The 25,282-nt window shown below is 73.4% G+C and carries 25 protein-coding genes; 20 read left to right on the top strand and 5 right to left on the bottom strand.

The window, feature by feature from the left end; all coding sequences use genetic code 11:
• From LDL48_RS18725 to LDL48_RS18735, 3 genes are all read left to right on the top strand, one after another.
• A partial coding sequence (locus tag LDL48_RS18725) for a PaaD-like zinc ribbon domain-containing protein (RefSeq protein WP_443667677.1) occupies positions 1-187 on the top strand: 187 nt, incomplete at its 5' end.
• A gap of 1 nt (position 188) precedes the next feature.
• A complete protein-coding gene (gene paaE / locus LDL48_RS18730) occupies positions 189-1,247 on the top strand; it encodes a 1,2-phenylacetyl-CoA epoxidase subunit PaaE (RefSeq protein WP_225256455.1) in 1,059 nt (352 codons plus the stop codon).
• A gap of 142 nt (positions 1,248-1,389) precedes the next feature.
• Positions 1,390-2,076, top strand: coding sequence for a cutinase family protein (locus LDL48_RS18735; RefSeq protein WP_225256456.1), 687 nt, complete (start codon positions 1,390-1,392; stop codon positions 2,074-2,076).
• A gap of 34 nt (positions 2,077-2,110) precedes the next feature.
• Here the strand turns inward: LDL48_RS18735 and LDL48_RS18740 are convergent, their stop codons facing one another.
• Positions 2,111-3,049: a hypothetical protein gene (locus LDL48_RS18740; RefSeq protein ID WP_225256457.1), complete on the bottom strand. Its 939-nt coding sequence runs from the start codon at positions 3,047-3,049 to the stop codon at positions 2,111-2,113.
• A 52-nt stretch (positions 3,050-3,101) separates the two neighbouring features.
• Here LDL48_RS18740 and LDL48_RS18745 point away from each other — a divergent pair, with 52 nt between their 5' ends.
• On the top strand, positions 3,102-3,431 hold the full coding sequence (locus LDL48_RS18745; RefSeq protein WP_225256458.1) for a hypothetical protein: 330 nt from the start codon (positions 3,102-3,104) through the stop codon (positions 3,429-3,431).
• 11 nt (positions 3,432-3,442) lie between these two features.
• Positions 3,443-3,823, top strand: coding sequence for a VOC family protein (locus tag LDL48_RS18750; protein WP_225256459.1), 381 nt, complete (start codon positions 3,443-3,445; stop codon positions 3,821-3,823).
• 4 nt (positions 3,824-3,827) lie between these two features.
• Here LDL48_RS18750 and glgC read toward each other — a convergent pair whose 3' ends face one another.
• Positions 3,828-5,063 (bottom strand): glucose-1-phosphate adenylyltransferase, encoded by a 1,236-nt coding sequence (gene glgC / locus LDL48_RS18755; protein WP_225256460.1) that lies wholly within the window; start codon positions 5,061-5,063, stop codon positions 3,828-3,830.
• Between the two features lie 60 nt (positions 5,064-5,123).
• Here glgC and glgA point away from each other — a divergent pair, with 60 nt between their 5' ends.
• Entirely contained in the window at positions 5,124-6,335 is a 1,212-nt protein-coding gene (gene glgA / locus LDL48_RS18760) for a glycogen synthase (protein WP_225256461.1), read from the top strand.
• Here the strand turns inward: glgA and LDL48_RS18765 are convergent.
• Positions 6,317-7,213, bottom strand: a complete 897-nt coding sequence (locus tag LDL48_RS18765) for an NAD(P)/FAD-dependent oxidoreductase (RefSeq protein ID WP_372472146.1) — start codon at positions 7,211-7,213, stop codon at positions 6,317-6,319. The genes glgA and LDL48_RS18765 overlap by 19 nt on opposite strands.
• A gap of 43 nt (positions 7,214-7,256) precedes the next feature.
• Between LDL48_RS18765 and LDL48_RS18770 the strand changes: the two genes are divergently transcribed.
• The gene (locus LDL48_RS18770) at positions 7,257-8,864 is read left to right on the top strand and encodes a glycoside hydrolase family 10-like protein (RefSeq protein WP_225256463.1); all 1,608 of its coding nucleotides are present in this window, start codon (positions 7,257-7,259) and stop codon (positions 8,862-8,864) included.
• Between the two features lie 34 nt (positions 8,865-8,898).
• On the opposite strand, the gene LDL48_RS18775 is transcribed toward LDL48_RS18770, so the two are convergent.
• The gene (locus LDL48_RS18775; RefSeq protein ID WP_225256464.1) at positions 8,899-10,533 is read right to left on the bottom strand and encodes an ABC-F family ATP-binding cassette domain-containing protein; all 1,635 of its coding nucleotides are present in this window, start codon (positions 10,531-10,533) and stop codon (positions 8,899-8,901) included.
• 123 nt (positions 10,534-10,656) lie between these two features.
• Between LDL48_RS18775 and LDL48_RS18780 the strand changes: the two genes are divergently transcribed.
• From LDL48_RS18780 to LDL48_RS18835, 12 genes are all read left to right on the top strand, one after another.
• Positions 10,657-12,081 carry a sigma 54-interacting transcriptional regulator gene (locus LDL48_RS18780; protein ID WP_225256465.1) on the top strand — a complete coding sequence of 475 codons (1,425 nt, stop codon included), beginning with the start codon at positions 10,657-10,659 and terminating at the stop codon, positions 12,079-12,081.
• Between the two features lie 18 nt (positions 12,082-12,099).
• Entirely contained in the window at positions 12,100-14,064 is a 1,965-nt protein-coding gene (locus LDL48_RS18785) for a vWA domain-containing protein (protein WP_225256466.1), read from the top strand.
• A 223-nt stretch (positions 14,065-14,287) separates the two neighbouring features.
• Positions 14,288-14,899, top strand: coding sequence for a cardiolipin synthase ClsA (gene clsA, locus LDL48_RS18790; protein WP_225256467.1), 612 nt, complete (start codon positions 14,288-14,290; stop codon positions 14,897-14,899).
• Complete coding sequence (locus LDL48_RS18795) at positions 14,899-15,882, top strand: DUF881 domain-containing protein (protein WP_225256468.1); 984 nt, start codon at positions 14,899-14,901, stop codon at positions 15,880-15,882. Before clsA ends, LDL48_RS18795 begins: the two co-directional genes overlap by 1 nt.
• Positions 15,879-16,211 (top strand): small basic family protein, encoded by a 333-nt coding sequence (locus LDL48_RS18800; RefSeq protein WP_225256469.1) that lies wholly within the window; start codon positions 15,879-15,881, stop codon positions 16,209-16,211. The genes LDL48_RS18795 and LDL48_RS18800 overlap by 4 nt, the downstream gene beginning before the upstream one ends.
• 10 nt (positions 16,212-16,221) lie before the next feature.
• Positions 16,222-17,880, top strand: a complete 1,659-nt coding sequence (locus LDL48_RS45060; protein WP_372472147.1) for a DUF881 domain-containing protein — start codon at positions 16,222-16,224, stop codon at positions 17,878-17,880.
• A gap of 32 nt (positions 17,881-17,912) precedes the next feature.
• Positions 17,913-18,293, top strand: a complete 381-nt coding sequence (gene gcvH / locus LDL48_RS18810; RefSeq protein WP_225256470.1) for a glycine cleavage system protein GcvH — start codon at positions 17,913-17,915, stop codon at positions 18,291-18,293.
• Positions 18,294-18,497: 204 nt separating this feature from the next.
• Positions 18,498-18,947 (top strand): oxoglutarate dehydrogenase inhibitor Odhl, encoded by a 450-nt coding sequence (gene odhI / locus LDL48_RS18815; RefSeq protein WP_225256471.1) that lies wholly within the window; start codon positions 18,498-18,500, stop codon positions 18,945-18,947.
• A 65-nt stretch (positions 18,948-19,012) separates the two neighbouring features.
• Entirely contained in the window at positions 19,013-19,687 is a 675-nt protein-coding gene (gene ftsR / locus LDL48_RS18820; protein WP_225256472.1) for a transcriptional regulator FtsR, read from the top strand.
• A gap of 173 nt (positions 19,688-19,860) precedes the next feature.
• The gene (locus LDL48_RS18825) at positions 19,861-20,325 is read left to right on the top strand and encodes a bifunctional nuclease family protein (protein ID WP_015622091.1); all 465 of its coding nucleotides are present in this window, start codon (positions 19,861-19,863) and stop codon (positions 20,323-20,325) included.
• Between the two features lie 170 nt (positions 20,326-20,495).
• Positions 20,496-21,050 carry a MerR family transcriptional regulator gene (locus LDL48_RS18830; RefSeq protein WP_225256473.1) on the top strand — a complete coding sequence of 185 codons (555 nt, stop codon included), beginning with the start codon at positions 20,496-20,498 and terminating at the stop codon, positions 21,048-21,050.
• Between the two features lie 39 nt (positions 21,051-21,089).
• A complete protein-coding gene (locus LDL48_RS18835) occupies positions 21,090-23,372 on the top strand; it encodes an ATP-binding cassette domain-containing protein (protein ID WP_225256474.1) in 2,283 nt (760 codons plus the stop codon).
• A 46-nt stretch (positions 23,373-23,418) separates the two neighbouring features.
• Here LDL48_RS18835 and LDL48_RS18840 read toward each other — a convergent pair whose 3' ends face one another.
• Positions 23,419-24,279, bottom strand: a complete 861-nt coding sequence (locus tag LDL48_RS18840) for a LysR family transcriptional regulator (RefSeq protein WP_272493069.1) — start codon at positions 24,277-24,279, stop codon at positions 23,419-23,421.
• A gap of 83 nt (positions 24,280-24,362) precedes the next feature.
• On the opposite strand from LDL48_RS18840, the gene LDL48_RS18850 reads away from it, so the two are divergent.
• Entirely contained in the window at positions 24,363-25,232 is an 870-nt protein-coding gene (locus LDL48_RS18850) for an EamA family transporter (protein WP_225256475.1), read from the top strand.
• The last annotated feature ends 50 nt before the right edge of the window (positions 25,233-25,282 follow it).

Here is a 25,282-nt window from a genome sequence, read left to right on the forward strand (position 1 = left end):
CCCGGCCCCCCGCGGGCCCCCGGGGCCGGTGCCGCTGGTGCTCGCCCCCGCGCCCGGTGCGGCCGCGTGCCCGCACTGCGGGCACGCCGCCACCGAGCGGATCGCCGCGTTCAGTGCCACCGCGTGCCGGGAGCTGCGCCGGTGCCCGTCCTGCCGGGAACCCTTCGAACACGTGAAGGAGATCTGAGGTGGTGGTACGGGAGTTCCATCCGCTGCGGGTGGCCGCGGTCGAGCGCCTCTGCGACGACGCGGTGGCGGTGACCTTCGACGTGCCGTCCGACCTCGCCGGGCGGTACGCGTTCCGGCCGGGTCAGTCGCTGACCGTGCGCCGGTCGATCGGCGGCGCGGACGAGCGGCGTACGTACTCGATCTGCGCCCCGGCCGGCGCCCGCCCCCGGATCGGGGTGCGTGAGGTGCCGGGCGGGCTGGTCTCGTCCTGGCTGGTGCACGAGGTGCGGCCGGGCGACCGGGTGGAGGTGGCGCCGCCGTCCGGCACGTTCACGCCGGACCTGGCGGCCGGCGGGCGGCACGTGCTGGTCGCGGCCGGTTCCGGGATCACGCCGCTGCTGTCCATCGCCGCGTCCCTGTTGCGGCACCCGGACGCCCAGGTGAGCGTGCTGTACGGCAACCGCCGGGCGGACACCGTGATGTTCGCCGAGGAACTCGCCGACCTGAAGGACGCGTACCCGTCGCGGCTCGAACTCGTCCATCTGCTGTCCCGCGAGGCGCGCGAGGCCGACCTGCTCACCGGTCGCCTGGACGCGCCGAAGCTGCGGATGCTGCTGCCGCTGCTGATCGACGTGCCGGACGTGGACCACTGGTGGCTGTGCGGCCCGTTCGGCATGGTGACCGACGCGACCCAGGTGCTCGGCGAGCTGGGCGTGGCACCGGACCGGATCCACCGCGAGCTGTTCTGGGTGGACGAGGCCCCGCCGGAGGTGGTCCGCGCGGAACGCCGGCCGGACGGCCCGGTCAGCGACGTCACCGTGGTGCTCGACGGGCGGGCCAGTACGGTCGGTGTCGCGGCCGGCCACACCGTGCTGGAGGGCGCCCAGCGGTCCCGGCCGGACCTGCCGTTCGCGTGCAAGGGCGGGGTGTGCGGCACCTGCCGGGCGCGGGTGGTGGCGGGCGAGGTCACGATGCGCCGCAACTTCGCGCTGGAGCCGCGCGAGGTGGCCGCCGGGTACGTCCTGACGTGTCAGTCGACCCCGGTCTCGCCGACCGTGGTGGTCGACTTCGACGAGTGATCTACCAGGGGATACTACGCACGGTGGAGGTCCCGGGTTCACCCTCGGCGGGTTCTGTGCACAACCGCATAGCGGCCGTCCCGTCCGCAGGTTTCTGCGTATGTAGTGCAAGAAGATCGCACTACGAGAGGGGACGATCGACATGCGAGGACGCACCGCGCTCGCGCTCGGGATCGCAGCCGTCACGGTGGCCGCGGGGCTGGCCGTGGCGCCGCTGACGTTCGCCGCGCAGGCGCCCGCGAACAGCTGCCCGGACCTGGAGATCATCGGTGCCCGGGGCACCACCGAACGGCCCGGCCTGGGCGTGGTCCTCACGCCGCTGGCGCAGCGGATCACCCGCGAGGTGCCGCAGACGGTACGGACCACGGCACTGGACTATCCGGCCTCGTTCAACTACACCGCCAGCGTGCGCCAGGGCGTCACCCGGCTCGCGTCGGACCTGCAACGCACCGCCGGGGCGTGCCCGGACACCCGGTTCGTCCTGATGGGCTACTCGCAGGGCGCGGACGTGGTCGGGGACGCGATCGCCGGCAGCGGCCGCCGGGCACCGGCGCTGTCCGGCGCGCTGACCGACCGGATCGCCGCGGTGCTGCTGTTCGGCGATCCGGCGTTCACCGCCGGGGAACCGTTCAACGTCACGGACGGCGCCCGGTCCGGCATCTTCCCGCGCGGTGCGGGACGCCTGGACACGGTGGCCGATCGGACCCAGTCGTTCTGCAACCGCAACGACCGCTTCTGCCAGGGCGGCACCAGTCTGGCCGCGCACCTCGCCTACGGCGGGTTCGCCGACGAGGCGACCGCCTTCGTGGCCGGGCAGGCCGCCGGCTGACCGGTCACCCGGAGACCGGTCAGCCGGAGATCGGTCAGCCGGAGACCGGCGGGGCGCCCGCCAGCGCCCCGGGCCGCGGTTGCCGCGCGCGCCGCCACACCGCCAGGGCGAGCAGGGCCCCGGGCATCAGGCCGATCAGCCACAGCACCGCCACCGGCACGAACACCAGACTGCCGAGCGGGCCGCGCACCTCGGGCGGCGCGCCGATCTCACCGCCCGGGCAGGCGACCGCCACCCGCCCGGCGCGCGGCAGGTCGAACACCCCGAACAGGACGGTCACCACGCCGTCGCCGTGGTCGGTGAACCGCACCGACGGCTGCCGCACCGCGATCCCGTTCCCGTCCGCGCCGGTGACGGTGCAGGACCCCGGCTGGTCGTTGTACCGGGCGAACACGGCGTGCCGTCCGGCCGGCAGCTCGACCGACGCGGCGGTGGTGGTGCGTGCCGGGACGAACCGTGCGGTGGCCATCTCGGCGCCGTGGCCGACGAAACCGGTCACGCCGTACACGCCGAGGATCGCGGCCGCGCCGGCCACCCGGTACCAACGGCGGGCCGGGACCACCGCGGGCGGGCGACGCCGCAGCAGCCCGGCGCCGAAGCCGAGGGCGGCGGTGGCCACCGGGACCGGGATCAGCGGCACCCAGGACGGGCCGTCGCGCAGATCCGCCGCGAGCGGGATCACCCAGCGGAAGACCGCGTCGCCGGCGGCGAAGTACACCACCGCGACCCCGGCGGCCGCGGCCAGCACCGGCGCCAGTCGCCGGCCGATCGCGGCGGCGCCGGCTCCCGGGGCGGTCCGCCGGCCGTGGTGGGCACCGAGCACCAGGCCGGCCACCGCCACGACCACCGCCGCCAGCGTGACCACCTCGGCCCGGTCCGGCCGGTGCCCCTCGTGCTGCCCGGCGGCCAGCCACCCGGGGGTGAGGAGCAGGGCGGCCGGGATCCAGCCCAGCCACATCGCGATACGTGCCACGCGGCGACGCTAGCCGAGCCGGTCCAGCGGCGCCGTCTGCTATAGAGAGGGCATGCATGACGGTGATCCGCACATCCACGTCGATGCGAAGCTGCTCGGCGGCGTGGCGGTCCGCGAGCGGCTGGCGGCCACCTTCGGCCTGGTCGCCGACCTGCCGGCCAGCGTCACCACCGGATGCGACCGGCGGGTGCCGCTGGCGATGACGTCCGTGCACCCGGAGAAGGTCACCTGCCTGGCCTGCCGCCAGTTCGCGCACCGGGGACACCTGAAGCTCGCCGATCAACTGGACGACCTCGGCCGGTTGCCGGGCAGCCCGCTGACCGGCGGGCAGACCGCGGACGCCGCGGCCCGGCACCGGGACTTCGCCCGCCGGTTCGCCTAGGGTCGCGGGGCATGAGCGTGATCAGGCAGCTGTCGCTGGGCGTGGACGACGACGAGCGGGCGGGCGCGTTCTGGGCGCGGGCCCTGGGGTACGTGCGGCGTCCGCCCCGGTACGACGGCGACGACTGGATCGTGCTGGAGCCGCCGCCGGGCGTACCCGGGGTGCCCCTGGCCATGGACGTCAGCGGCAGCCCGGCGCCGGACCTGCCGCGCATCCACCTGGACCTGGCCGCGCCGGACGGCGACCTCGACGCCGAGGTGGACCGCCTGGTGGCGCTGGGCGCGCAGCGGGTGGACTGGCCGTACTACCCGGCGGAGCCCGGGCCCGGCGAACCCCGGTACGTGGTGCTCGCCGACCCGGAGGGCAACCGCTTCTGCGTCGCCGAGTACTGACCGGTCACAGCTCGACGCGCTGGCCCTTGCCGACGACCACCACCCCGGCGTCGGAGACCGTGTAGAGCTTGCGGTCGCGGTCCAGGTCGACGCCGATCTGCGCGCCCTCGGGCACGATCACGTTCTTGTCCAGGATCGCGTTGCGGATCACCGCGCGCCGCCCGACCTGCACGCCCTCCATCAGCACCGAGCCCTCGACGTGCGCCCACGAGTTGACCCGCACGTTCGGCGAGATGACCGAGCGCTCGACCAGGGCGCCGGACACCACCACGCCGGGGGAGATCATCGACTCCACCGCGCGGCCGGCCCGGTCGTCGAAGCCGTGCACGAACTTGGCCGGCGGCCACGGGCCGTACTGGGTGAGGATCGGCCACTCCATGTTGTAGAGGTTGAACACCGGCAGCGTGGCGATCAGGTCGGTGTGCGCCTCGTAGAACGAGTCCAGCGTCCCGACGTCGCGCCAGTAGCCGCGGTCGCGGTCGGTGCTGCCGGGCACCTCGTTGTCGCGGAAGTCGTACACGTTGGCCTCGCCGCGTTCCACCAGCATGGGAATGATGTTGCCGCCCATGTCGTGCTTCGAGTCCGGGTCCTCCGCGTCCCGGCTGACCGCCTCACACAGCGCCCGGGTGGAGAACACGTAGTTGCCCATCGACGCGAAGATCTCGTCCGGCGCGTCCGGCAGGCCGTCCACCTCGGTGGGCTTCTCCCGGAAGGCGCGGATCCGGCGCGGGTCGGCGGGGTCCACCTCGATGACGCCGAACTGGTCGGACATCGTCTTGGGCTGGCGGATGCCGGCCACCGTGACCGCCGCGCCGGAGGCGATGTGCGCGTCGACCATCTGCTTCGGGTCCATCCGGTAGATGTGGTCGGCGCCGAAGACGATGACGTAGTCCGGGTTCTCGTCGTTGATCAGGTTCAGGCTCTGGTAGATGGCGTCCGCGGAGCCGGCGAACCAGCGCGGGCCGAGCCGTTGCTGCGCCGGCACCGGGGTCACGTAGTTGCCCAGCAGCGTGGACATCCGCCAGGTCTTGGTGATGTGCCGGTCCAGGGAGTGCGACTTGTACTGGGTCAGCACGACGATCTTCAGGAATCCGCCGTTGGCGAGATTCGACAGCACGAAGTCGATCATGCGGTAGATGCCGCCGAAGGGTACGCCGGGCTTGGCCCGGTCGGCCGTCAGCGGCATCAGGCGCTTGCCTTCGCCACCGGCCAGAACGATTGCGAGCACCTTGACAGCCATGGCAAGGACGCTAACTTTCCGCGTGCGCCAGCGCCAGCCGAAGCGACTAATCTACGAACTGTGACCGATTCGAGTTCCGCCCCGCTCCGCGTCGACCTGCTCACCCGGGAGTACCCGCCGGAGGTGTACGGCGGCGCCGGTGTCCACCTGGAGTACCTGGCCCGGGATCTGCGGGCGCTCGCGGACGTGCGGGTGCACTGCTTCGGCGGCAAGCGCGACGAGCCGGGCGTCACCGCGTACCCGTATCCGGTCGACCTGGCCGGCGCCAACGCGGCGCTGCGCACCATGGGCGTGGACCTGGCGATGGCGGCCGGCGCGGCCGGCACCGACATCGTGCACAGCCACACCTGGTACGCGAACTTCGCCGGTCACGCCGCCAAGCTGCTGCACGGCGTGCCGCACGTGGTCACCACGCACAGTCTGGAGCCGCTGCGGCCGTGGAAGGCCGAGCAGCTCGGCGGCGGCTACGCGCTCTCGTCGTTCTGCGAGCGCACCGCCATCGAGCACGCGGACGCGGTGATCGCGGTGTCCGGCGGCATGCGGCGCGACGTGCTGGCCGCGTACCCGTCGGTGGATCCGGCGAAGGTCCGGGTGGTCTACAACGGCATCGACACCGAGCAGTACCAGCCGGACCACGGCACCGACGTGATCGACCGGCTGGGCATCGACCGCAACCGGCCCAGCGTGGTGTTCGTCGGCCGGATCACCCGGCAGAAGGGCCTGCCCTATCTGATGCGGGCCTGCCACGACCTGCCGCCGGACGCGCAGATCGTGCTGCTGGCCGGCGCGCCGGACACCAAGGAGATCGCCGCCGAGGTGGAGGGGCTGGCCGCGCAGTTGCGCGGCGCCCGCGACCCGGACGGCGTGATCTGGGTGCAGGACATGCTGCCCAAGCACGAGGTGGTGCAGGTCCTCACGCACGCCTCGGTGTTCGTCTGCCCGTCCATCTACGAGCCGATGGGCATCGTCAACCTGGAGGCGATGGCCTGCGAGACCGCGGTGGTGGCCACCGCCACCGGCGGCATCCCGGAGGTGGTCGCGGACGGCGAGACCGGCCTGCTGGTGCCGATCGAGCAGGCCGACGACGGCACCGGTACGCCGCTCTACCCGGACCGGTTCGTCGCCGACCTGGCCGCCGCGCTGACCGAGCTGCTCGCCGACGAGTCCCGGGCGCGGGCGATGGGGCTGGCCGGCCGCCGCCGGGCGGTGGAGAAGTTCTCCTGGTCCACCATCGCCGAGGACACCATGGCGGTCTACCGCTCGCTGCTCTGAAGGATGGCGTGTGCCGCGGCCCGGCCCGACCGCCAGGCGGTCTGTACCCGGGGCCGCCCGAACGCGTCGCCGGCCAGGTAGACGGTTCCGTCCACGGCGAATTCGCCGTCGCCCGGTTCCGGTTGCGCGTAGGTCCAGCGATGCACCCGGGTCTCCGTGGCCGGCGGCAGCCCGAGCAGGCCGCGGACCGCCTCCTCCAGGTCGCCGGCGGCGGACACCGGGTCGGCCAGGTGCCGGTGTGCGAAACCGGCCGTGGAATGGGCGACCAGCACCGGTGCCCGGTCGCCGCGGCGGTCGCCGTCGTCGCAGACGGTGGCCAGCACCGGGTGGTCGTTGACGAACGCCCCGGCGAAGTCGTCCCACGCCCGCCGCGGATAGGTCAGCACCGCGGTGAGCACCGGCGCCCAGCGCTGTGACCGGGCGGCGGCGCTGTCGGCGAGCCGCAGGGCCTGCGGTCCCGGCATGGCGAGCACCACCGCGTCCGCGTCCGGCAGCGTGGTCACCTCGTCCCGCAGCGTCACGTCGAGCCCGCCGGCCAGGTCCTCGGCGAGCGAGCGCAGCCCCCCGGGCGCGGCCCAGCGCACCGGCCCGGTGGCCGGTTCGGCCCCCGCGGTGCCCCGGTAGGTCCGCAGCGTGTCGGTCCACGGGCGGGCCAGCCCGCGGCGCTGCCAGTCGGCGGCCAGCGCGGCGAAACCCGGGTCGTCCGCGGTGAAGTAGGCCGCGCCGAGGTCGGCGTACCGGCCGTCGAACCGCTTGCTGGCCAGCCGCCCGCCGACCACCCGGCCGCGTTCGCGCACCCGGACGTCCACGCCCGCGTCGGCGAGCACGCGGGCGCAGGACAGGCCGGCCACACCGGCGCCCACCACGGTCACTCTCACCCGGGCGACTCTACGTCCGGCGGCGCCGGGCACACTGGGTGCCATGCTGACCCGACCCCCCGTCCGGCTCACGGCGGTCCTCGTCGTCGCGGTGATCGCCGTCGCGGCGGTCGCGTTCGGCCTGGTCCGGGCCGCGACGTACCGGCCGCCGGCCGCCGCCGGCCCGGTCGCCGCCGTGGCCGCCGCACCCACCGGCGCACCCGCGCGCTGCGCCGGCGTACCGGTCCGGGCGACCCGGGAACTGCGCGGGATGTGGCTGACCACGGTCAACAACATCGACTTCCCGAGCCGGCCGGGGCTGAGCCCGGCCGCGGTGCAGGCGGAGTACCGGCGCTGGCTCGACCTGGCCGTCGCCCAGCAGCACAACGCGATCTTCGTGCACGTGCGGCCGAGCGGGGACGCGCTCTGGGAGTCGGCGTACGCGCCGTGGTCGGAGTGGTTGACCGGCAAGCGGGACGGACGGTCGCCGGGCTGGGACCCGATGGCGTTCATGGTGGCCGAGGCGCACGCCCGCAACCTGGAGTTCCACGCCTGGTTCAACCCGTACCGGGGGAGCCAGCCCGGACCGGACGGGCCCGGCGCCGACTTCGCCAAGCTGGCCCCGGACCACCCGCTGCGCAAGCACCGGGACTGGGCCATCGCCTATCCGGAGGGTGAGCGGGCCCGGCTGTACTTCGATCCCGGCAATCCGCAGGCGCGCCGGTTCGTCGAGGACGCCATGCTGGAGGCGGTCGGCAGGTACGACATCGACGGGGTGCACTTCGACGACTTCTTCTACCCGTACCCGGAGGGCGGCGGCCACACGTTCAACGACGACGCCAGCTACGCGAAACGGGCCGACCAGGGGCAGAGCCGGGCGGACTGGCGCCGGGCCAACGTCAACACCCTGGTCCGCGAGATGCACGAGCGGATCCGGCAGCTCAAGCCGTGGGTGAAGTTCGGGATCAGCCCGTTCGGCATCTGGCGCAACGCCGGCACCGACCGTTCCGGCTCGGACACCCGCGGGCTGGAGAGCCACGACGCCATCTACGCCGACACCCGCACCTGGGTACGCGAACGCTGGCTGGACTACGTGGTGCCGCAGCTGTACTGGGCGATCGGCTTCGACAAGGCCGACTACGCCAAGGTGCTGCCCTGGTGGTCGGACCTGGTCCGGGGCACCGGCGTGCACCTCTACATCGGCCAGGGCGACTACCGGGTCGGCGAGGACGGCGCGTGGAGCGACCCGGCGCAGCTGGACCGGCAACTCGCGCTCAACGACCGGTACGCGGTCAACGGCAGCATCCACTTCAGCGCCAAGCAGATCCGCGACGACCGGCTCGGTGCGGTCTCCCGGTACCGCAAGAAGCACTACGCCACGCCGGCCCTGCTGCCGGTCATGCCGCAGTTGCCCGCCGACCCGCCGCCGGCACCCGCCCTGGTCGCCGCCCGGACCGCCGCCGGCAAGCTGACCTTCGACTGGCGTCCCGGTGCCGAGAAGCCGGTGAGCTGGGCGTTGTACCGGGTGGCCGGCGACGCCGCGACGCTGGTCCGGACCGGCCGGGCGGGCACCGCGCCGGTCGGCGACCGGCCCGGCACCTACTGTCTGAGCGGGCTGGACCGCTCCGGCAACGAGGGGCCGCTCAGCGCGCCGCTCACCGTCGGCCGGTGACCCCTCAGCCGGTCACCCCTCAGCCGGTCACCCCTCAGCCGGTCACCTTGCCGTCCACCACCTCGAACCGCCGGGTGGTGTGGACCGCGTCCAGCATCCGGCGGTCGTGGGTGACCAGCAGCAGCGTGCCCTGGTAGCTCGCCAGCGCCGACTCCAGCTGCTCGATGGCCGGCAGGTCCAGGTGGTTGGTCGGCTCGTCCAGCACCAGCAGGTTCACCCCGCGCGCCTGCAGCAGCGCCAGCGCCGCCCGGGTGCGCTCGCCCGGCGACAGGGTGCCGGCCGGCCGCAGCACGTGCGCCGCCCGCAGCCCGAACTTGGCCAGCACGGTCCGCACGTCCGCGTCGCTGAACTCGGGCACCGCCGCGCCGAACGCGGCCATCAGCGGATGCTCGCCGGTGAACAGCCCGCGGGCCTGGTCCACCTCGCCGACCACCACGCCGGGGCCGAGCGCCGCGGTGCCGGCGTCCAGCGGGATCCGCCCCAGCAGCGCCCCGAGCAGCGTGGTCTTGCCGGAACCGTTGGCGCCGGTGATCGCCACCCGGTCCGCCCAGTCGATCTGCAGCGTGACCGGCCCGAGCCGGAACGCGCCCCGGCGTACCACCGCGTCGCGCAGCGTGGCCACCACCGCCCCGGCGCGGGGCGCGGCGGCGATCTCCATCCGCAGGTCCCACTCCTTGCGCGGCTCCTCCACCACGTCCAGCCGCTCGATCAGCTTCTCCGTCTGCCGGGCCTTGGCGGCCTGCTTCTCGCTGGTCTCGCCGCGGTGGTGCTTGACGTGCTTGTCGCCGTCGGTGGCCTTGCGCCGGGCGTTGCGCACGCCCTTCTCCATCCAGGCCCGCTGCATCCGGGCGCGTTCCAGCAGGTCGTCCTTCTTGTCGGCGTACTCGTCGTACTGCTCGCGGGCGTGCCGCCGGGCCCGTTCCCGCTCCGCCAGATACGCCGTGTAGCCGCCGCCGTACCGCCGGACCTGCTGCTGCGCCAGGTCCAGTTCCAGCACCTCGGTGACCGTGCGGGTGAGGAACTCGCGGTCGTGGCTGACCAGCACGGTCCCGGCCCGCAGACCGGTGACGAACTGCTCCAGCCGGCGCAGGCCGTCCAGGTCCAGGTCGTTGGTCGGCTCGTCGAGCAGGAAGATGTCGTACCGGCTGAGCAGCAGCGACGCCATCCCGGCGCGGGCCGCCTGCCCGCCGGACAGCGCGGTCATCGGGTGGTCCAGGTCGACGCCGAGGCCCAGCTCGGCGGCCACCTGCCCGGCGCGTTCGTCCAGGTCGGCGCCGCCCAGGTCGAGCCAGCGCTCGAGCGCCGCCGCGTAGGTGTCGTCGGCGCCGGGCGCCCCGGCGGCCAGCGCGGCGGCGGCGGTGTCCATGGCGGCCAGTGCCGGGCCGACGCCGGTGCGCCGGGCCAGGAAGTCGCGGACGGTCTCGCCGGGCCGCCGGTCGCGTTCCTGCGGCAGGTACCCGACCGTGGCGGTGGGCGGGTTCAGCGTGACGGTCCCGGCCTCCGCCGGCACGACCCCGGCCAGGGTACGCAGCAGCGTGGTCTTGCCCGCGCCGTTCGCACCCACCAGGCCGATCACGTCGCCCGGCCCGACCACCAGGTCGAGATCGGCGAACAGGCTGCGGTCGCCGTGCCCAGCGGCGAGATTACGGGCGATCATCGTGACGCTCATCGCGCCGGTCAGCCTATCGGCGCCGTCATCCGGTTATCCGCACCGCACTGCCACCGGCGTGACCGGCTGCGGCGCGCGTCACACCGCCGCGGGTTGTCACACCCGCGGAGTAGCTTCATTCAGGTGACTGACGCACCAACCGCGATCACGCCCGCCGTTCCCGCCCATCTCCCGCGCACCGCCGGCGAGCTTCGCGCCTCCGGGCACGAGTTCCGCACCGTCAAGGCGGAACTGCGCGACAACCTGCTGGACCGGCTGCGCTCCGGCGCCCCGCGGTTCCCCGGCATCGTCGGCTACGACGACACCGTGCTGCCCGAGGTCGAGCGCGCCCTGCTGGCCGGCCACGACCTGGTGCTGCTCGGCGAGCGGGGCCAGGGCAAGACCCGGCTGATCCGTGGCCTGGTCGACCTGCTGGACGAGTGGACCCCCATGATCGAGGGCTCCGAGCTGCGCGAACACCCGTACCATCCGCTCACCCCGGCGTCGCGCCGGCTGGCCGGCGAGATGGGCGATCTGCTGCCGGTGGCCTGGCTGCACCGCTCCGAGCGGTACGGCGAGAAGCTCGCCACCCCGGACACCAGCGTCGGCGACCTGATCGGCGACGTCGACCCGATCAAGGTGGCCGAGGGCCGGGCGCTGGGCGACCCGGAGACCATCCACTTCGGCCTGGTGCCGCGCACCAACCGCGGCATCTTCGCGGTCAACGAGCTGCCCGACCTGGCCGAGCGGATCCAGGTGTCGCTGCTCAACGTGCTGGAGGAGCGCGACATCCAGGTCCGCGGTTACCAGCTCCGGCTGCCGCTCGACCTGCTGCTGGTGGCCAGCGCCAACCCGGAGGACTACACCAACCGCGGCCGGATCATCACCCCGCTCAAGGACCGCTTCGGCGCCGAGATCCGCACCCACTACCCGCTGGAGATCGAGCTGGAGACCGCGCTGATCCGGCAGGAGGCGGCGCTGTCCGCGGCGGTGCCCGAGCACCTGATCGACGTGCTGGCCCGCTACACCCGCGCGGTCCGCGAGTCGCCCGCGGTGGACGCCCGTTCCGGCGTGTCCGCCCGGTTCGCGATCGCCGCCGCCGAGACCGTGGCGGCGTCCGCGCTGCGCCGTTCCGGGCTGCGCCGCGAGCGCGAGGCGGTGGCCCGGATCTGCGACACCGTGTCGGTCACCTCGACGCTGCGCGGCAAGGTGGAGTTCGACAGCGGCGAGGAGGGCCGGGAGACCGAGGTGCTCGGCCACCTGCTGCGCCTCGCCACGGCGGAGACGTTCCGCGCCCGGCTCGCCGGACTCGACCTGTCCGGCTTCACCGACCTGGTCGCCGAGGGCGCCATCATCGAGACCGGCGATCTGGTCTCCGCCGAGGAGTTGCTGGCCCAGATCGGCACCGTGCCGGGCCTGGCCAAGGTGCTGGACCGGCTGGGCCTCGGCGACGCGCCCAGCCCCGGCCAGGCCGCGTCCGGGGTGGAGTTCGTCCTCGAGGGCCTGCATCTGACCCGCCGGCTCGCCAAGGAGCTGACCGACGACGGCCGCACGCTGTACGGGAGCTGACATGACCGGGAATGGGCAGTGACCGGCAACCGGTTCCGGTACGGCGCCTGGCGGGACGGGCCCGATCCGCTCGCCCCGCCGTACGACGTCCGCGCCGCGGTCGACGAGGTCGGCGAGCGGGTGCTCGGCGGCGACAGCCTCCGCGACGCGCTGCGTGACCTGCTGCGCCGCGGCCCGCGCGACGGCCGTGGCCTGGACGACCTGCAGGCCCGCGCCCGCCGGATGCGCCGCGAGGCGCTGCGCCGGGGCAACCTCGACGGCGCGGTCACCCGCGCCCAGCAGCTGCTCGACCAGGCGCTCGCGGCGGAACGCGACGAGTTGCGCGGCCGCGACGACGACCCGGCCCGGTTCGCCGAGGCGGTGCTCGACAACCTGCCCCGGTCCACCGCCCAGGCCGTGCAGGAACTCACCGGCTACGACTGGGCCAGCGACGAGGCCCGGCAGACCTACCAGCAGATCCTGGACGGCCTGCGCCGGGACGTGGTGGAGCAGCGCTTCGCCGGGATGAAGCAGGCGCTGCAGGGTCGCGACCCGGCCGCCGACGCCCGGGTGTCGCAGATGCTCGACGACCTCAACGACCTGCTCGGCCGGCACGCCCGCGGCGAGGACACCGACGACGCGTTCCAACAGTTCATGGCGAAGCACGGCGACCTCTTCCCGGAGCGGCCGGGCTCGGTGGAGGAGCTGATCGACTCGCTGGCCCGGCGCGCCGCCGCGGCGGAACGGCTGCTGCGCTCGCTCAGCCCGCAGCAGCGCGAGGAACTGGCGCAGCTGATGGACCAGGCGCTCGGCGACGGGCCGCTGCGCGACCAGCTGGGCCGGCTCACCGACAATCTGCGCGCGCTGCGGCCGGAGCTGAACTGGAACCGCGGCGAGCGGATGCGCGGCCCGGAGGACCTCGACTACGGCGACGCCACCGCCGCCCTCGGCGAACTGGGCGAGCTGGACGACCTGCTCGAGCAGCTCGGCCAGGAGCACCCCGGCGCCACCCTCGACGACGTGGACGTCGAGGCGGTGGAACGCCAGCTCGGCCGGTCCGCGGCCGACGACGTCCGCCGGCTGCGCGAGCTGGAACGCGAGTTGCGCCGGCAGGGCTGGGTGACCCGCGACGCGGACGGGCTGACGCTGTCCCCGAAGGCGCTGCGCCGGCTGGGCCGGACCGCGCTGGCACAGGTCTTCTCCGAGCTGAGCGGCCGCCGGCAGGGCCAGCACGACCTGCGCGACGCGGGCCGGGCCGGCGACCTGATCGGCTCGTCCCGCCGCTGGCAGTACGGCGACGAGCAGCCGCTCGACGTGGTCCGCACGATCGGCAACGCGATCCGCCGCCGGGCCGGCTCCGGTGCCGTCACCACGTTGCCGGTGCGCCTGGAACCGGACGACTTCGAGGTCGCCGAGACGGAACGGCGCGCGTCCGCGGTGGTGGCGCTCTGCGTGGACCTGTCGTACTCGATGTTCGCCGACGGCCGCTGGGGCCCGATGAAGCAGACCGCGCTGGCGCTGTCCCAGCTGGTGGCGACGCAGTTCCCGCAGGACTCGCTGCAGATCATCGGGTTCGGCAAGTACGCCATGCCGCTGTCGCAGGGTGAACTGGCCGCGATCGAGCCGGACATGGTCCAGGGCACCAACCTGCAGCACGCGCTGAAGCTGGCCGGCCGGCACGTGCGCCGCCATCCCGGCTCGGAGCCGGTGGTGCTGGTGGTGACGGACGGCGAGCCGACGGCGCACCTGGAGCCGGACGGCGAGGCGTACTTCTCCTGGCCGCCGCTGGCCGAGACGGTGCGCGCCACGGTGCACGAGGTGGATCAGCTGACCCGTTACGGTGCCACGCTGAACCTCTTCATGCTGGGGGAGGACCCGTCGCTGCGCCGGTTCGTGGACGCGGTGGCCCAGCGCAGCGGCGGGCGGGTGTTCAGCCCCGACGCGGCCGAGCTGGGCCGCTACGTGGTGGACGACTACGTCCGGGCCCGCCGCGGCAGACGCTGACCCGCGCCACCCGCCAGCCCTAGTATCCTAGGACGGCGCACGCACGGTGCCGGCGGTCACCCGGCACGGGGTCGCGGAACGCAACGACGGGCCTGGTTATAGTGACTCGGCGAGTGCCCGGGCCCGAGTCCGGCCGACCGACCAGGGGGGACGGCGGCTCGCCGGGGCCGGAACGGTTCGTGTGGGGGCGTGGGCCCGCGCCCTTGGGGGAGAGGGAGTGGCGATGTCGCAGCCGTCTGCGCCCGCGCCCGTTCTCGCCTCCGACCGGATCTGGACCATCCCGAACGTCATCAGCTTCGTCCGGCTGCTCGGGGTGCCGCTCTTCCTCTATCTGCTGCTCGGCCCGCACTACGACGTCGCCGCGGTGGTCGTGCTCGCGGTCGGCGGCACCACCGACTGGGTCGACGGGTACGTCGCCCGGCGCCTCGGCCAGGTCAGCCGCCTGGGTGAACTGCTCGACCCGTTCGCCGACCGGCTCTACATCCTGGCCACGCTGATCAGCTTCACGGTGCGCGACGTGGTGCCGTGGTGGCTGCCCGGCGCGCTGCTGCTGCGGGAGGCGGTGCTCGCCGTGGCGCTGCTGGTGCTGCGCCGCCACGGGCACGGTCCGCCACCGGTGCACTACGTCGGCAAGACCGGCACGTTCACGGTGCTCGCCGCGTTCCCCATCCTGCTGCTGGCCGCCGCCGTCCCGGCCACCGCGGACATCGCCGGCCCGATCGGCTGGGGCCTCGCCTGGTGGGCGGTCGGGCTGTACTGGGCGGCCGGGGCGCTGTACCTGGCCCAGACGGTGCAACTGCTGCGCGCCGAGCGGGTCGCGGCGGCGGTCCGCTGATGTCGGCACCGGACGGCCCGGGTCAGCGCCGCACGTTCACCGCGGACTTCCTCAGCGAACTGTTCCGCAATCCGCTGGACCCGGGCTACGCGGACGCGGCGGCCCGGAAGGCCCGCGAGGGCGAACCCACCGGGGTACGCCGGAAGCTGATCAGTTCGGGCACCGCCCTGACCCTGGTGGCGCTCGGGTTCCTGCTGGTGGTGGCGTACCGCCAGACCGTGGCCGACGAACCGGCCCGCGACCGCGCCCAGCGCGAGCTGGTGGAGCAGGTGCAGCGCCGCCGTGCCGACACCGTGCAACTGCAGGCCCGGGCCGACCGGCTCCGCGCCGAGGTCACCACGTTGCAGGAGCAGCGGCTCAGCGGCGCCGCGGTGGCCCGGCTGCGCAACCTGGAGGCGGCCACCGGGGTGACCCCGGTGCGCGGGCCGGGAGCCGAGGTCCGGCTGGACGACGGCCCCACCCCGGTCGACCCGGTGACCGGGGAACGGAAGATGGCCGGCCGGGTGAAGGACATCGACCTGCAGTACGCCACGAACGGACTGTGGGCGGCCGGCGCGGAGGCCATCGCGGTCAACGGGCAGCGGCTCACCGCCACCTCCACGATCCGGCAGGCGGGCGAGGCCATCCTGGTCGACTTCCGGCCGGTCACCACGCCGTACAAGGTGGTGGCGATCGGCCCGGACTCGCTGGTCGACGACTTCTCCGACGGGTACGCCGGCCGGTTCCTCAAGCAGCTGTCCGCCCGGTACGGCATCTCCTACGACATCCGCGAGGTCGACTCGGTGACGCTGGGCGCCGCCACCGAGCTGAAGCTCCGCCAGGCCAAGCCGTCGGTGTCGCCGTACGCGCCGTCGTCGGGGGTCTCCGGCAGCGCGTCCTCGGCCGGCCCGTCGTCCAGTGCTGCACCCGATGCCACGTCCGACCCTGCGTCCGACCCGGGCTCGTCCGAGCCACAGAGCACACCCTCGGAAGGCGGCCGATGATCGCCGTACTCGCCCTGATCGCCGGCGTCGCGCTCGGCATCGCGTTCGACCCGACCGTGCCGGCGGCGCTGCAGCCGTACCTGCCGATCGCGGTGGTGGCGGCGCTGGACGCCGTGTTCGGCGGGGTGCGCGCGAAACTGGACGGCATCTTCGACGACAAGCAGTTCGTGGTGTCGTTCATCTCGAACGTGCTGGTGGCCGCGCTGATCGTCTATCTCGGCGACCAGCTCGGCGTGGGCGGGCAGCTGTCCACCGGGGTGGTGGTCGTGCTCGGCGTGCGTATCTTCGGCAACGTGGCGGCGATCCGCCGGCACCTGTTCCGGGCGTGAGGGGCGGCGCATGACGGACCAGCAGCGGCCCGACGACGGCCACGACCACGACAGCCAGTCCTCGGCCGGCACGTCCTCGGCCGGCCAGGTGCGGCCGGATGACGGCCAGTCCTCGGCGGGTCTGGTGCGGCCGGACGACGGCCAGTCCTTGGCCGGTCTGGTGCGGCCGGACGACGGCCAGACCTCGGCGGGTCCGGTGCGGCCGGACGACGACGTGACCCGGCCGCTCCGCCGCCCGGGATCGCCGGCGGAGCCCGACCTGTCCGGCGACGACGCCACCCGGCCGCTCCGCCGGACGGCATCGCCGCCGCCGGACCCGGCCGACGACGATGAGCTGACGGTGGTGACGCGCCGTCCGCCGGCCGACGAGCCGACGGTCGCCACTCGTCGTCCCACGGACGACGAGCCCACCGTGGTGACCCGCCGTCCGCCGGCCGACGAACCCACAGTGGTCACCCGCCGGACGGCGGACGTCGACGCCGAGCCGACGGTGCCGCTGACGCCGGGCACAACACCGTCCGGCACCGGCACCGGCACCGCGTCCGGACCGGCCGTCCCGGGCGAGACCCGGCGCCCGATCCTCAACACCGGCCCGGGCCCGGCACCGGAGGCCGCGTGGGACCCGCACCCCGCGCCCGCCGCCGCCCCGGACTCGGCACCGCCTCCGGACCTGACCGATTATCCGGACATCGACGAAAATCCGGACTTGGCGGCCGACCGGGAGTCCAATCGCGACCCCCATCGGGAGCCCGACCGTGGCCCGGCGAGGGCCCTGGGCCCGGGCGCGAGCACGACCGAGGACCCGGACCCGGACCCGGCCCGGGAGGCCGACCTATCAGCCGGCCGGGAGGCCGACGCCTTAGCCGGCCAGGAGGCCGAGCCGTCGGCCGGCCCGCAGGCCGCCGGCCCGTCCCGGGCCGATCCGGTCGAGCCGGCCGTGTCACCCGAAGTGGTGATCCCCGCGCCCGGCCGGGTGGCGCCCTGGCGGCGGCTCTCCTCGGCCGGCGCGCTGATCTGGGTGCTGCTGGCGCTGTTCGGGTTCACCCTGGTGGTCCAGCTGCGCAGCAACGACACCGACGACGGCCTGGCCGGCGCGCGTCAGGACGACCTGGTCCGGATTCTGTCCGATCTGGAGGCCCGGGACACCCGGCTGCAGTCCGAGATCGCCGCGCTGGAGGGCAGCCGGCAGCAGCTCACCTCCGGCGTGGCCGGCCGGGAGGCGGCGCTGGCCGAGGCGGACCGGCGGGCCGACGAGCTGGGCCTGCTGGCCGGGACGCTTCCGGGGCGCGGCACCGGTCTGGTGATCCGGGTGTCCGGGGTGAAGGCGTCCGCGATTCTCAACGCGGTGCAGGAGCTGCGCGGTGCGGGCGGCGAGGTCATGCAGGTCACCGGCAGTGACGGTGGCTCGGTACGGATCGTCGCGTCGACCTATTTCGTCGATGCCGGCGGTGGCGGGATCGACGTGGACGGGACGCGGTTGACCGGGCCGTACACGCTGACCGTGATCGGTGTGCCGCAGACCATGCAGACGGCGTTGGAGATCCCTGGTGGGGTGGTCGCGTCGGTGCAGAGCGACGGCGGTAGCGTGACCATGGAGCAACGCACATCGGTCGAGGTGACCGCGGTGCGTAAGGCCACCAGCCTGCAGTACGCGCGTCCGGTCTCGTGACCGGCAGCACGGGTGCGACTACGGAGGAATGCGTGATTCCTGAGGACCTGCGGTACACGGCCGAGCACGAGTGGGTGGCCAGCGACGGCAGCGGACCGGTGCGGGTGGGCATCACCCACTTCGCGCAGGACGCCCTCGGCGACATCGTCTACGTGCAGTTGCCCGACGAGGGCAGCGCGGTGCAGGCGGGCGATTCGCTCGGTGAGATCGAGTCGACCAAGAGCGTGTCGGAGATCTATGCGCCGATCTCCGGGACCGTGGTCGCCAAGAACACCACGCTGGCCGACGAACCCGAGTTGATCAACGCGGAGCCGTACGCGGCGGGCTGGCTGGTGGAGATCGCTCCGGATGATCCGGCGGCCGTGGATGCCCTTCTGGACGCCTCGGCGTACCGCGCTCTGACCGAGAGTTGATCCGCCCCGCGCGTCCGGTTGCCGCGTCGATCCGGCGCTGACTAGGCTCGCGTGGCACAGCTTGAACTGTTATCTCTTCGAAACCAGTAGTCGTCCGTCCGGGGCCTCCGGGCAGCGGCGGGGGTGCCGCGCTCCGGGCGTCATGTCCGGTCCCGCTCACCCTGTGCCGTCGGGCGGCGACCGACAGATCCGTGAGGTGGTCCGATGACGCGCCCAGACGACGAGTTTCCCCCACTCGACGTCACGTCCACGCTGAACCTCGGTGCGCTCGACGAGGTGCTCGAGGGCCCGGAGACCGATGTGGTGCCGAGCCGGATGTCCGGCTCGCTGCCGCCCGGCATGGCGTTGCTCGTGGTGCGCCGCGGGCCGAACGCCGGTGCGCGGTTCCTGCTGGACCATGACGTGACCACCAGTGGCCGGCACCCGGACAGTGACATCTTCCTGGACGACGTGACGGTGTCCCGCCGGCATGCCGAGTTCCACCGCGACGCCGGCACCTTCACGGTCCGCGACGTGGGCTCGCTGAACGGTACGTACGTGAACCGGGAACGGGTCGAGGCCGCGACGCTGAGCAACGGCGACGAGGTCCAGATCGGCAAGTTCCGCCTGGTCTTCATCGCCGGTCCCCGGCCGGAGGGCGAGGGCGGGGCGTGAACCCGTCGGGGGCTGCGGCACACGACCCGGGCGCGGGGCGTCCGGGTCGCAGCGACCATGCGCTGATGAGCATCGGTGAGGTGCTCGCCCATCTGCGTACGGAGTTCCCCGACACGACGATCTCGAAGCTGCGCTTCCTGGAGGCGGAGGGGCTCGTCGACCCGCAGCGGACCCCGTCCGGGTATCGCAAGTACTCGTGGCACGACGTCGCCCGGCTCCGGTTCGTGCTGACCGCGCAGCGCGACCAGTACCTTCCGCTCCGGGTGATCCGGGAGCAGCTGGAGGCGGCGGAGCAGGGCGAGGACCAGTTCGCCCCGCAGCGGCCCACGCTGGTCGCGGTGGGCACCGAGAAGGCGACCGATCCGGCGGACACCCGGGTGCCGCGCGACGATCTGATCGCCCGCACCGGCGTGTCCGACCAGATGCTGACCGAGCTGGAACAGCTGGGCCTGGTGGTGGCCCGGCCGCCGGGGTGGTACGACGGCGACGCCGCGGTGATCGTGGAGGCGGTGGTCGGGCTCACCCGGCACGGCCTGGAACTGCGGCACCTGCGCGCGTTCCGGACCGGCGCGGACCGGGAGGTGGGCCTGTTCACGCAGCTGCTCGCCCCGCTGGTGCGCCAGCACGACCCGGCGGCCCGGGCCCGGGCCGCGGAGACGGCCCGGGAGCTGCAGGCACTGTCGCAGCGGCTGCACGCCGCTCTGGTGCGGGCCGGCCTGCGCGGCACTCTGGGCCGGTGACGGGTTCGGCATAGGCTGTTCGGGGGTATGCGGGTGGAAACGGTGACGTACGACGTGCGTGTACCGTGCAGGAGAGGGCAGGTCGCCAGACCGGTGGATGGACCGGCGACCTGACCGGGCCGTCTCGTCGACGGCCTGTTGGGGCGGCGACAACAGCGACACGGAGGCGTGCGGTGCGCGAGCTGAGCGTGGTCGGGGTTCGGGTGGAGCTGCCCAGTAACCAGCCGATCGTCCTGCTCAGGGAGGTCGACGGGGACCGTTACCTGCCGATCTGGATCGGCGCGGTGGAGGCGACCGCCATTGCGTACGAACAGCAGGGTGTCAAGCCGGCCCGGCCGCTGACCCATGACCTCCTGCGGGACATCCTGGCGGCGCTGCAGGCGCCGCTGAAGGCGGTGGAGATCACCGAACTCAAGGAGAACGTCTTCTACGCCGACCTGCTGATCGGTGACAACCTGCGGGTCTCCGCGCGTCCGAGCGACTCGATCGCGCTGGCGCTGCGGGTGGGCGCCCCGATCCGCTGCGCGGACCAGGTGCTCACCGAGGCCGGCATCGTCATCCCGGACGAGCAGGAGGACGAGGTGGAGAAGTTCCGCGAGTTCCTCGACCAGGTGCGCCCGGAGGACTTCGCGGGCTGACCCGGCTGACCGGGGTGGACCGGCGGTGACGCTGCGGGCATCGACGGTTACCACAGGTCCGGTCGTCCGTACGCGGCGTGTCGCGGCATTACCTCCATGTTTCCGGACCGGCTGAGATATACGCTCGGGAAGTCCAGTACAGCGGCACCGCGCAGCGGGGAGGTAGTCGCGTGCACGATCAGCCTCTTGAGGGCCCACACGTCGGCGAGGACGGATCGGTCGGATACCGCGGAGTCACGGCCTGCCAGGCGGTGGGCATCAGCTACCGGCAGCTCGACTACTGGGCTCGCACCACGCTCGTGGTCCCGAGCATCCGGGACGCGTCCGGTTCCGGCACCCAGCGGCTCTACTCGTTCCGTGACCTGGTGGTGCTGAAGGTCGTGAAGCGCCTGCTGGACGCGGGGGTGTCGCTGCAGAACATCCGCAAGGCGATCGACACGCTGCGGTCGCGGGGCGTGGCGGACCTGGCCGGCATCACGCTCATCTCGGACGGCACCACGGTGTACGAGTGCCGGTCGCCGGAGGAGGTCGTGGATCTGCTCCAGGGCGGCCAGGGCGTGTTCGGCATCGCGATCGGCGGCGCGTTCAAGGAGATCCAGGGTTCGCTGTCGCACCTGCCGGCGGAACCGGCGGCGCAGCCGCAGCCGGTGGGCACCGACGTGCCGGCCGACACGCCCGCGGGCGACGAACTCGCCGCACGGCGGGCCCGGCGCCGCGCCGGATAACGGTCAGCTTCTGACCGCAGGGCGGGATATGGTCCCGCGGTGACTCAGATCGCAGACAGCCACGAGGTCATCCAGGTCCGCGGTGCGCGGGAGAACAATCTCCGCGACGTCTCGCTCGACCTGCCCAAACGCCGCCTCACCGTGTTCACCGGGGTGTCCGGCTCCGGCAAGAGTTCGCTGGTGTTCGGCACCATCGCCGCCGAGTCGCAGCGCCTGATCAACGAGACGTACTCGGCGTTCCTGCAGTCGTTCATGGGCAGTCCCAGCCGTCCGGACGTTGACGCCCTGCACAACCTGAGCGCCGCGATCGTGGTGGACCAGGAGCGGATGGGCGCGAACAGCCGGTCCACGCTCGGCACCGCGACCGATGCGTACACCATGCTCCGGATCGTCTTCAGCCGGCTGGGCGAGCCGAGCGCGGGCAGCGCGCTGGCGTACTCGTTCAACGCCGAGGGCATGTGCCCGGCGTGCGAGGGGCTCGGCAAGGTCACCACGATCGACATCGACGGCCTGGTCGACCGGGACAAGTCGATCAACTCCGGGGCGATCACGGTGCCCAACTTCAGCCCCGACGGCTGGTACGTGAAGGGATTCGCCGAGTCCGGCTTCTTCGACCCGGACAAGCCGCTGCGCGACTTCACCGCCGAGGAGTGGGAGCAGTTCCTGCACAACCCCGGCACCAAGGTCAAGATCAACGGCATCAACACGACGTACGAGGGGCTCGTCGTGAAGGTGCAGCGGATGTACCTGTCGAAGGACCGGGACTCGGCCCAGCCGCACATCCGCGCGTTCATCGACCGGGTCGCGACGTTCCAGCCGTGCACCGTCTGCGGCGGCACCCGCCTCAAGCCGGAGGTGCTGGCGTCCCGGATCGCCGGCCGGAACATCGCCGAGTGCGCGGCGATGCAGGTCAGCGACCTGGCGAAGTTCCTCGCCGGGCTGGAGGCGCCGTCCGTTGCCCCGGTGCTGGCCACCCTGCGGCACACCCTGGACTCGCTGGTCGAGATCGGGCTCGGCTACCTGTCGCTGGACCGGGAGTCGGGCACGCTGTCCGGCGGCGAGGCGCAGCGGGTCAAGATGGTGCGGCATCTGGGCTCGCCGCTGACCGACGTCACGTACGTCTTCGACGAGCCCACCGTGGGCCTGCACCCGCACGACATCCAGCGGATGAACTCGCTGCTGCTGCGCCTGCGGGACAAGGGCAACACGGTGCTGGTGGTGGAGCACAAGCCGGAGACGATCGCGATCGCCGACCACGTCGTGGATCTGGGACCGGGTGCCGGCCCGGCCGGGGGCCGGATCTGTTTCCAGGGTGACGTGGCCGGGCTGCGCGCCTCGGACTCACTGACCGGGCGGTTCATCGGCCACCGGGTCGGGCTGCGGGACGAGCCGCGCACCGCCACCGGCCACCTGACCATCTCCGGCGCCACACTGCACAACCTCAGGGACGTGTCGGTGGACATCCCGCTGGGCGTGCTGACCGTGGTCACCGGCGTGGCCGGGTCGGGCAAGAGCTCGCTGATCTACGGGTCGATGCCGCGGCGGGACGACGTGGTGGTGGTGGACCAGTCCGGCATCCGCGGGTCGCGGCGCAGCAACCCGGCGACGTACACCGGCCTGCTGGATCCGGTGCGTACCGCGTTCGCCAAGGCCAACGGCGTGAAGGCGGCCCTGTTCAGCGCGAACTCCGAGGGCGCCTGCCCGAACTGCAAGGGGCTCGGCCTGGTCTACGTCGACCTGGCCATGATGGCCGGGGTGGCGTCGGTGTGCGAGCGGTGCGAGGGCAAGCGGTTCACCCCCGAGGTGCTCACCTACAAGCTGCGCGGCCGGGACATCAGCGAGGTGCTGGCCATGTCGGTGACCGAGGCCCAGGAGTTCTTCACCGAGAAGCAGGCGCGGGCGGTCCTGAACCGCCTGGTCGACGTCGGCCTCGGCTACCTGTCGCTGGGGCAGCCGCTGTCCACCCTGTCCGGCGGTGAGCGGCAGCGCCTCAAGCTGGCCATCCACATGGCGGAGAAGGCGGCCACGTACATCCTCGACGAGCCCACCACCGGCCTGCACCTGGCCGACGTCGATCAGCTGCTGGCGCTGCTGGACCGGCTGGTCGACGACGGCAACACGGTGATCGTGATCGAGCACCACCAGGCGGTCATGGCGCACGCCGACTGGATCATCGACCTGGGCCCGGGCGCCGGGCAGGACGGCGGCCGCGTGGTGTTCACCGGCACGCCGGCCGACCTGGTCGGGTCCGCGGACACGCTGACCGCCCGGCACCTGCGGGAGTACGTCGGCCTCGCCGGCCGGGGGAGCGCGGTGGCCTGACCGCGGCGGGCGGGCGCGGTGCCGGGGGCCGGTGCGGCCCCCGGGGTCAGGGCGGTGGTGCGCCGAGGCTGCGCAGCAGCAACGCGAGCGGGGGCCACTGCGCGCGTCCGCGGCGGGTCACCGCGTACGCCCGCAGCCGTACCTCCGGATCGGTCAGCGGCACCAGCCGCACGCCCGCCCGGGTGGGCTGATCGGCGGGCAGCATGCCGACGCCCAGTCCCGCGACGATCAGGTCCTGCACCAGTGACAGGCTGTCCGCCTGGTGGGCGATCCGGGGGCGGAAACCCCGGATCGAGGCGAGGGTACGGACCACCGTCTCGTCCGCGGTGTTGCGCGAGTTGACGATCCAGTCCCGGGTCAGCACGCCGGTGTCGGCGGCGCCGGCCGGCACGCCCACCGCCCACGGCACCGACCAGAGCGGGCGGGCCACCAGCGTGGCGCCGAACGCGACCGGGGCGAGGTCGTAGTCGTAGGTCAGCGCCAGGTCGACGGCGTCCGTGGCGAGCAGCGCGAGCTGTTCGACGGGTTCGTGCTCGGCGATTGCGATCCGGACCCGCGGGTGCGTGTCGCGCAGCCGCGCCATGACCGGCAGCAGGGACCGGCGGATCGCGGTGGCGAACCCGGAGACCCGCACCGTGCCGGCCGGCTCGGCGTCCGGGTCCAGGTCCAGCCGGGCCGCCTCGACCGCGGCCAGGATGGTCACGGCGTGCTCGGCGAGCCGGCGCCCGGCCGGGGTGAGCCGGACCCGGCGGCCGTCCGGTTCGATCAGCGCCGTGCCGGCGTCCCGGGCGAGCAGGGCGACCTGCTGGGACACGGTGGAGGTGGTGAGCCCCATCTCCTCGGCCACCGCGCGCATCGATCCGAGGCGGGACAGTTCGCGCAGTATCCGCAGGCGGCGGGTGTCCATGCCGATATTGTCCGGAATACCTGAACGGTGTGTCCAGGATTACCACGTGGACGTGAACGATCCCGCTGCCGTGTACTGGCGCCATGACCGGCAACCCGGCCCGCACGGGCACCCTGCTGGCGATCGCGTCGATGCTGCTGGTGCAGCTCGGCCTCGCCGCCTCGATCGGCCTGATCGACGAGCTCGGCGCGGAGGGCGCGGCCTGGCTGCGGCTGGCCTGGGCCGGGCTGCTGCTGCCGCTGCTGGTCCGCCCGAGCCTGCGCCGCCTGGACCGCTCCGCGCTGCTCGCCTGCGCCGGACTCGGGGTGGTGACGGCCGGCGTCACGGTGCTGTTCATGGCCGCGATCGCCCGCCTGCCGCTGGGCACGGCCAGCGCGCTGGAGTTCCTCGGGCCGCTGGGTGTCGCGGTGTTCCGCGGCCGGCACGGCGCCAAGCTGTGGCCGGCCCTGGCCGCGGTCGGCGTGCTGCTGCTCACCGAGCCGTGGCGGGGCGGCGCGGATCCGGTGGGCGTGGGGTTCGCGCTGGCCGCGGGGGCGTGCTGGGCCGTGTACATCCTGCTCACCCAGCGGGTCGGCGACCGGGTGAGCGGTCTGCAGGGGCTGGCCGTCTCGATGCCGGTGGCGGCTCTGGTGGCCACCTTGGCGGTCGGTCCGGCGGTGCTGCCGCGGCTGGACGCCGGGCTGGTGCTGTTCGGCCTGGGGCTGGCCGTGCTGCTGCCGATCATCCCGTTCAGCCTGGAGTTGCTGGCGTTGCGCCGGCTCACCACCGCGGCGTTCGGCACGCTGATGAGCCTGGAGCCGGCGATCGCGCTGCTGATCGGCCTGGTGGCGCTGCATCAGGTGCCGACCGGGTACGCGGTGGCCGGGATCGGGTTCGTGGTGGTGGCCGGGATCGGCGCGGAACGCACCGGCCGCCGGGAGCCGGACCCGGTTACGACCCAGATCCCGGCCTAACGCTCTGACCTGGGTATACACCAAGTGTGTACGTGGTGTGTATAGTCGCC

The sequence above is a fragment of the Jidongwangia harbinensis genome, assembly GCF_020216025.1.
GTDB lineage: Bacteria > Actinomycetota > Actinomycetes > Mycobacteriales > Micromonosporaceae > Actinoplanes > Actinoplanes harbinensis.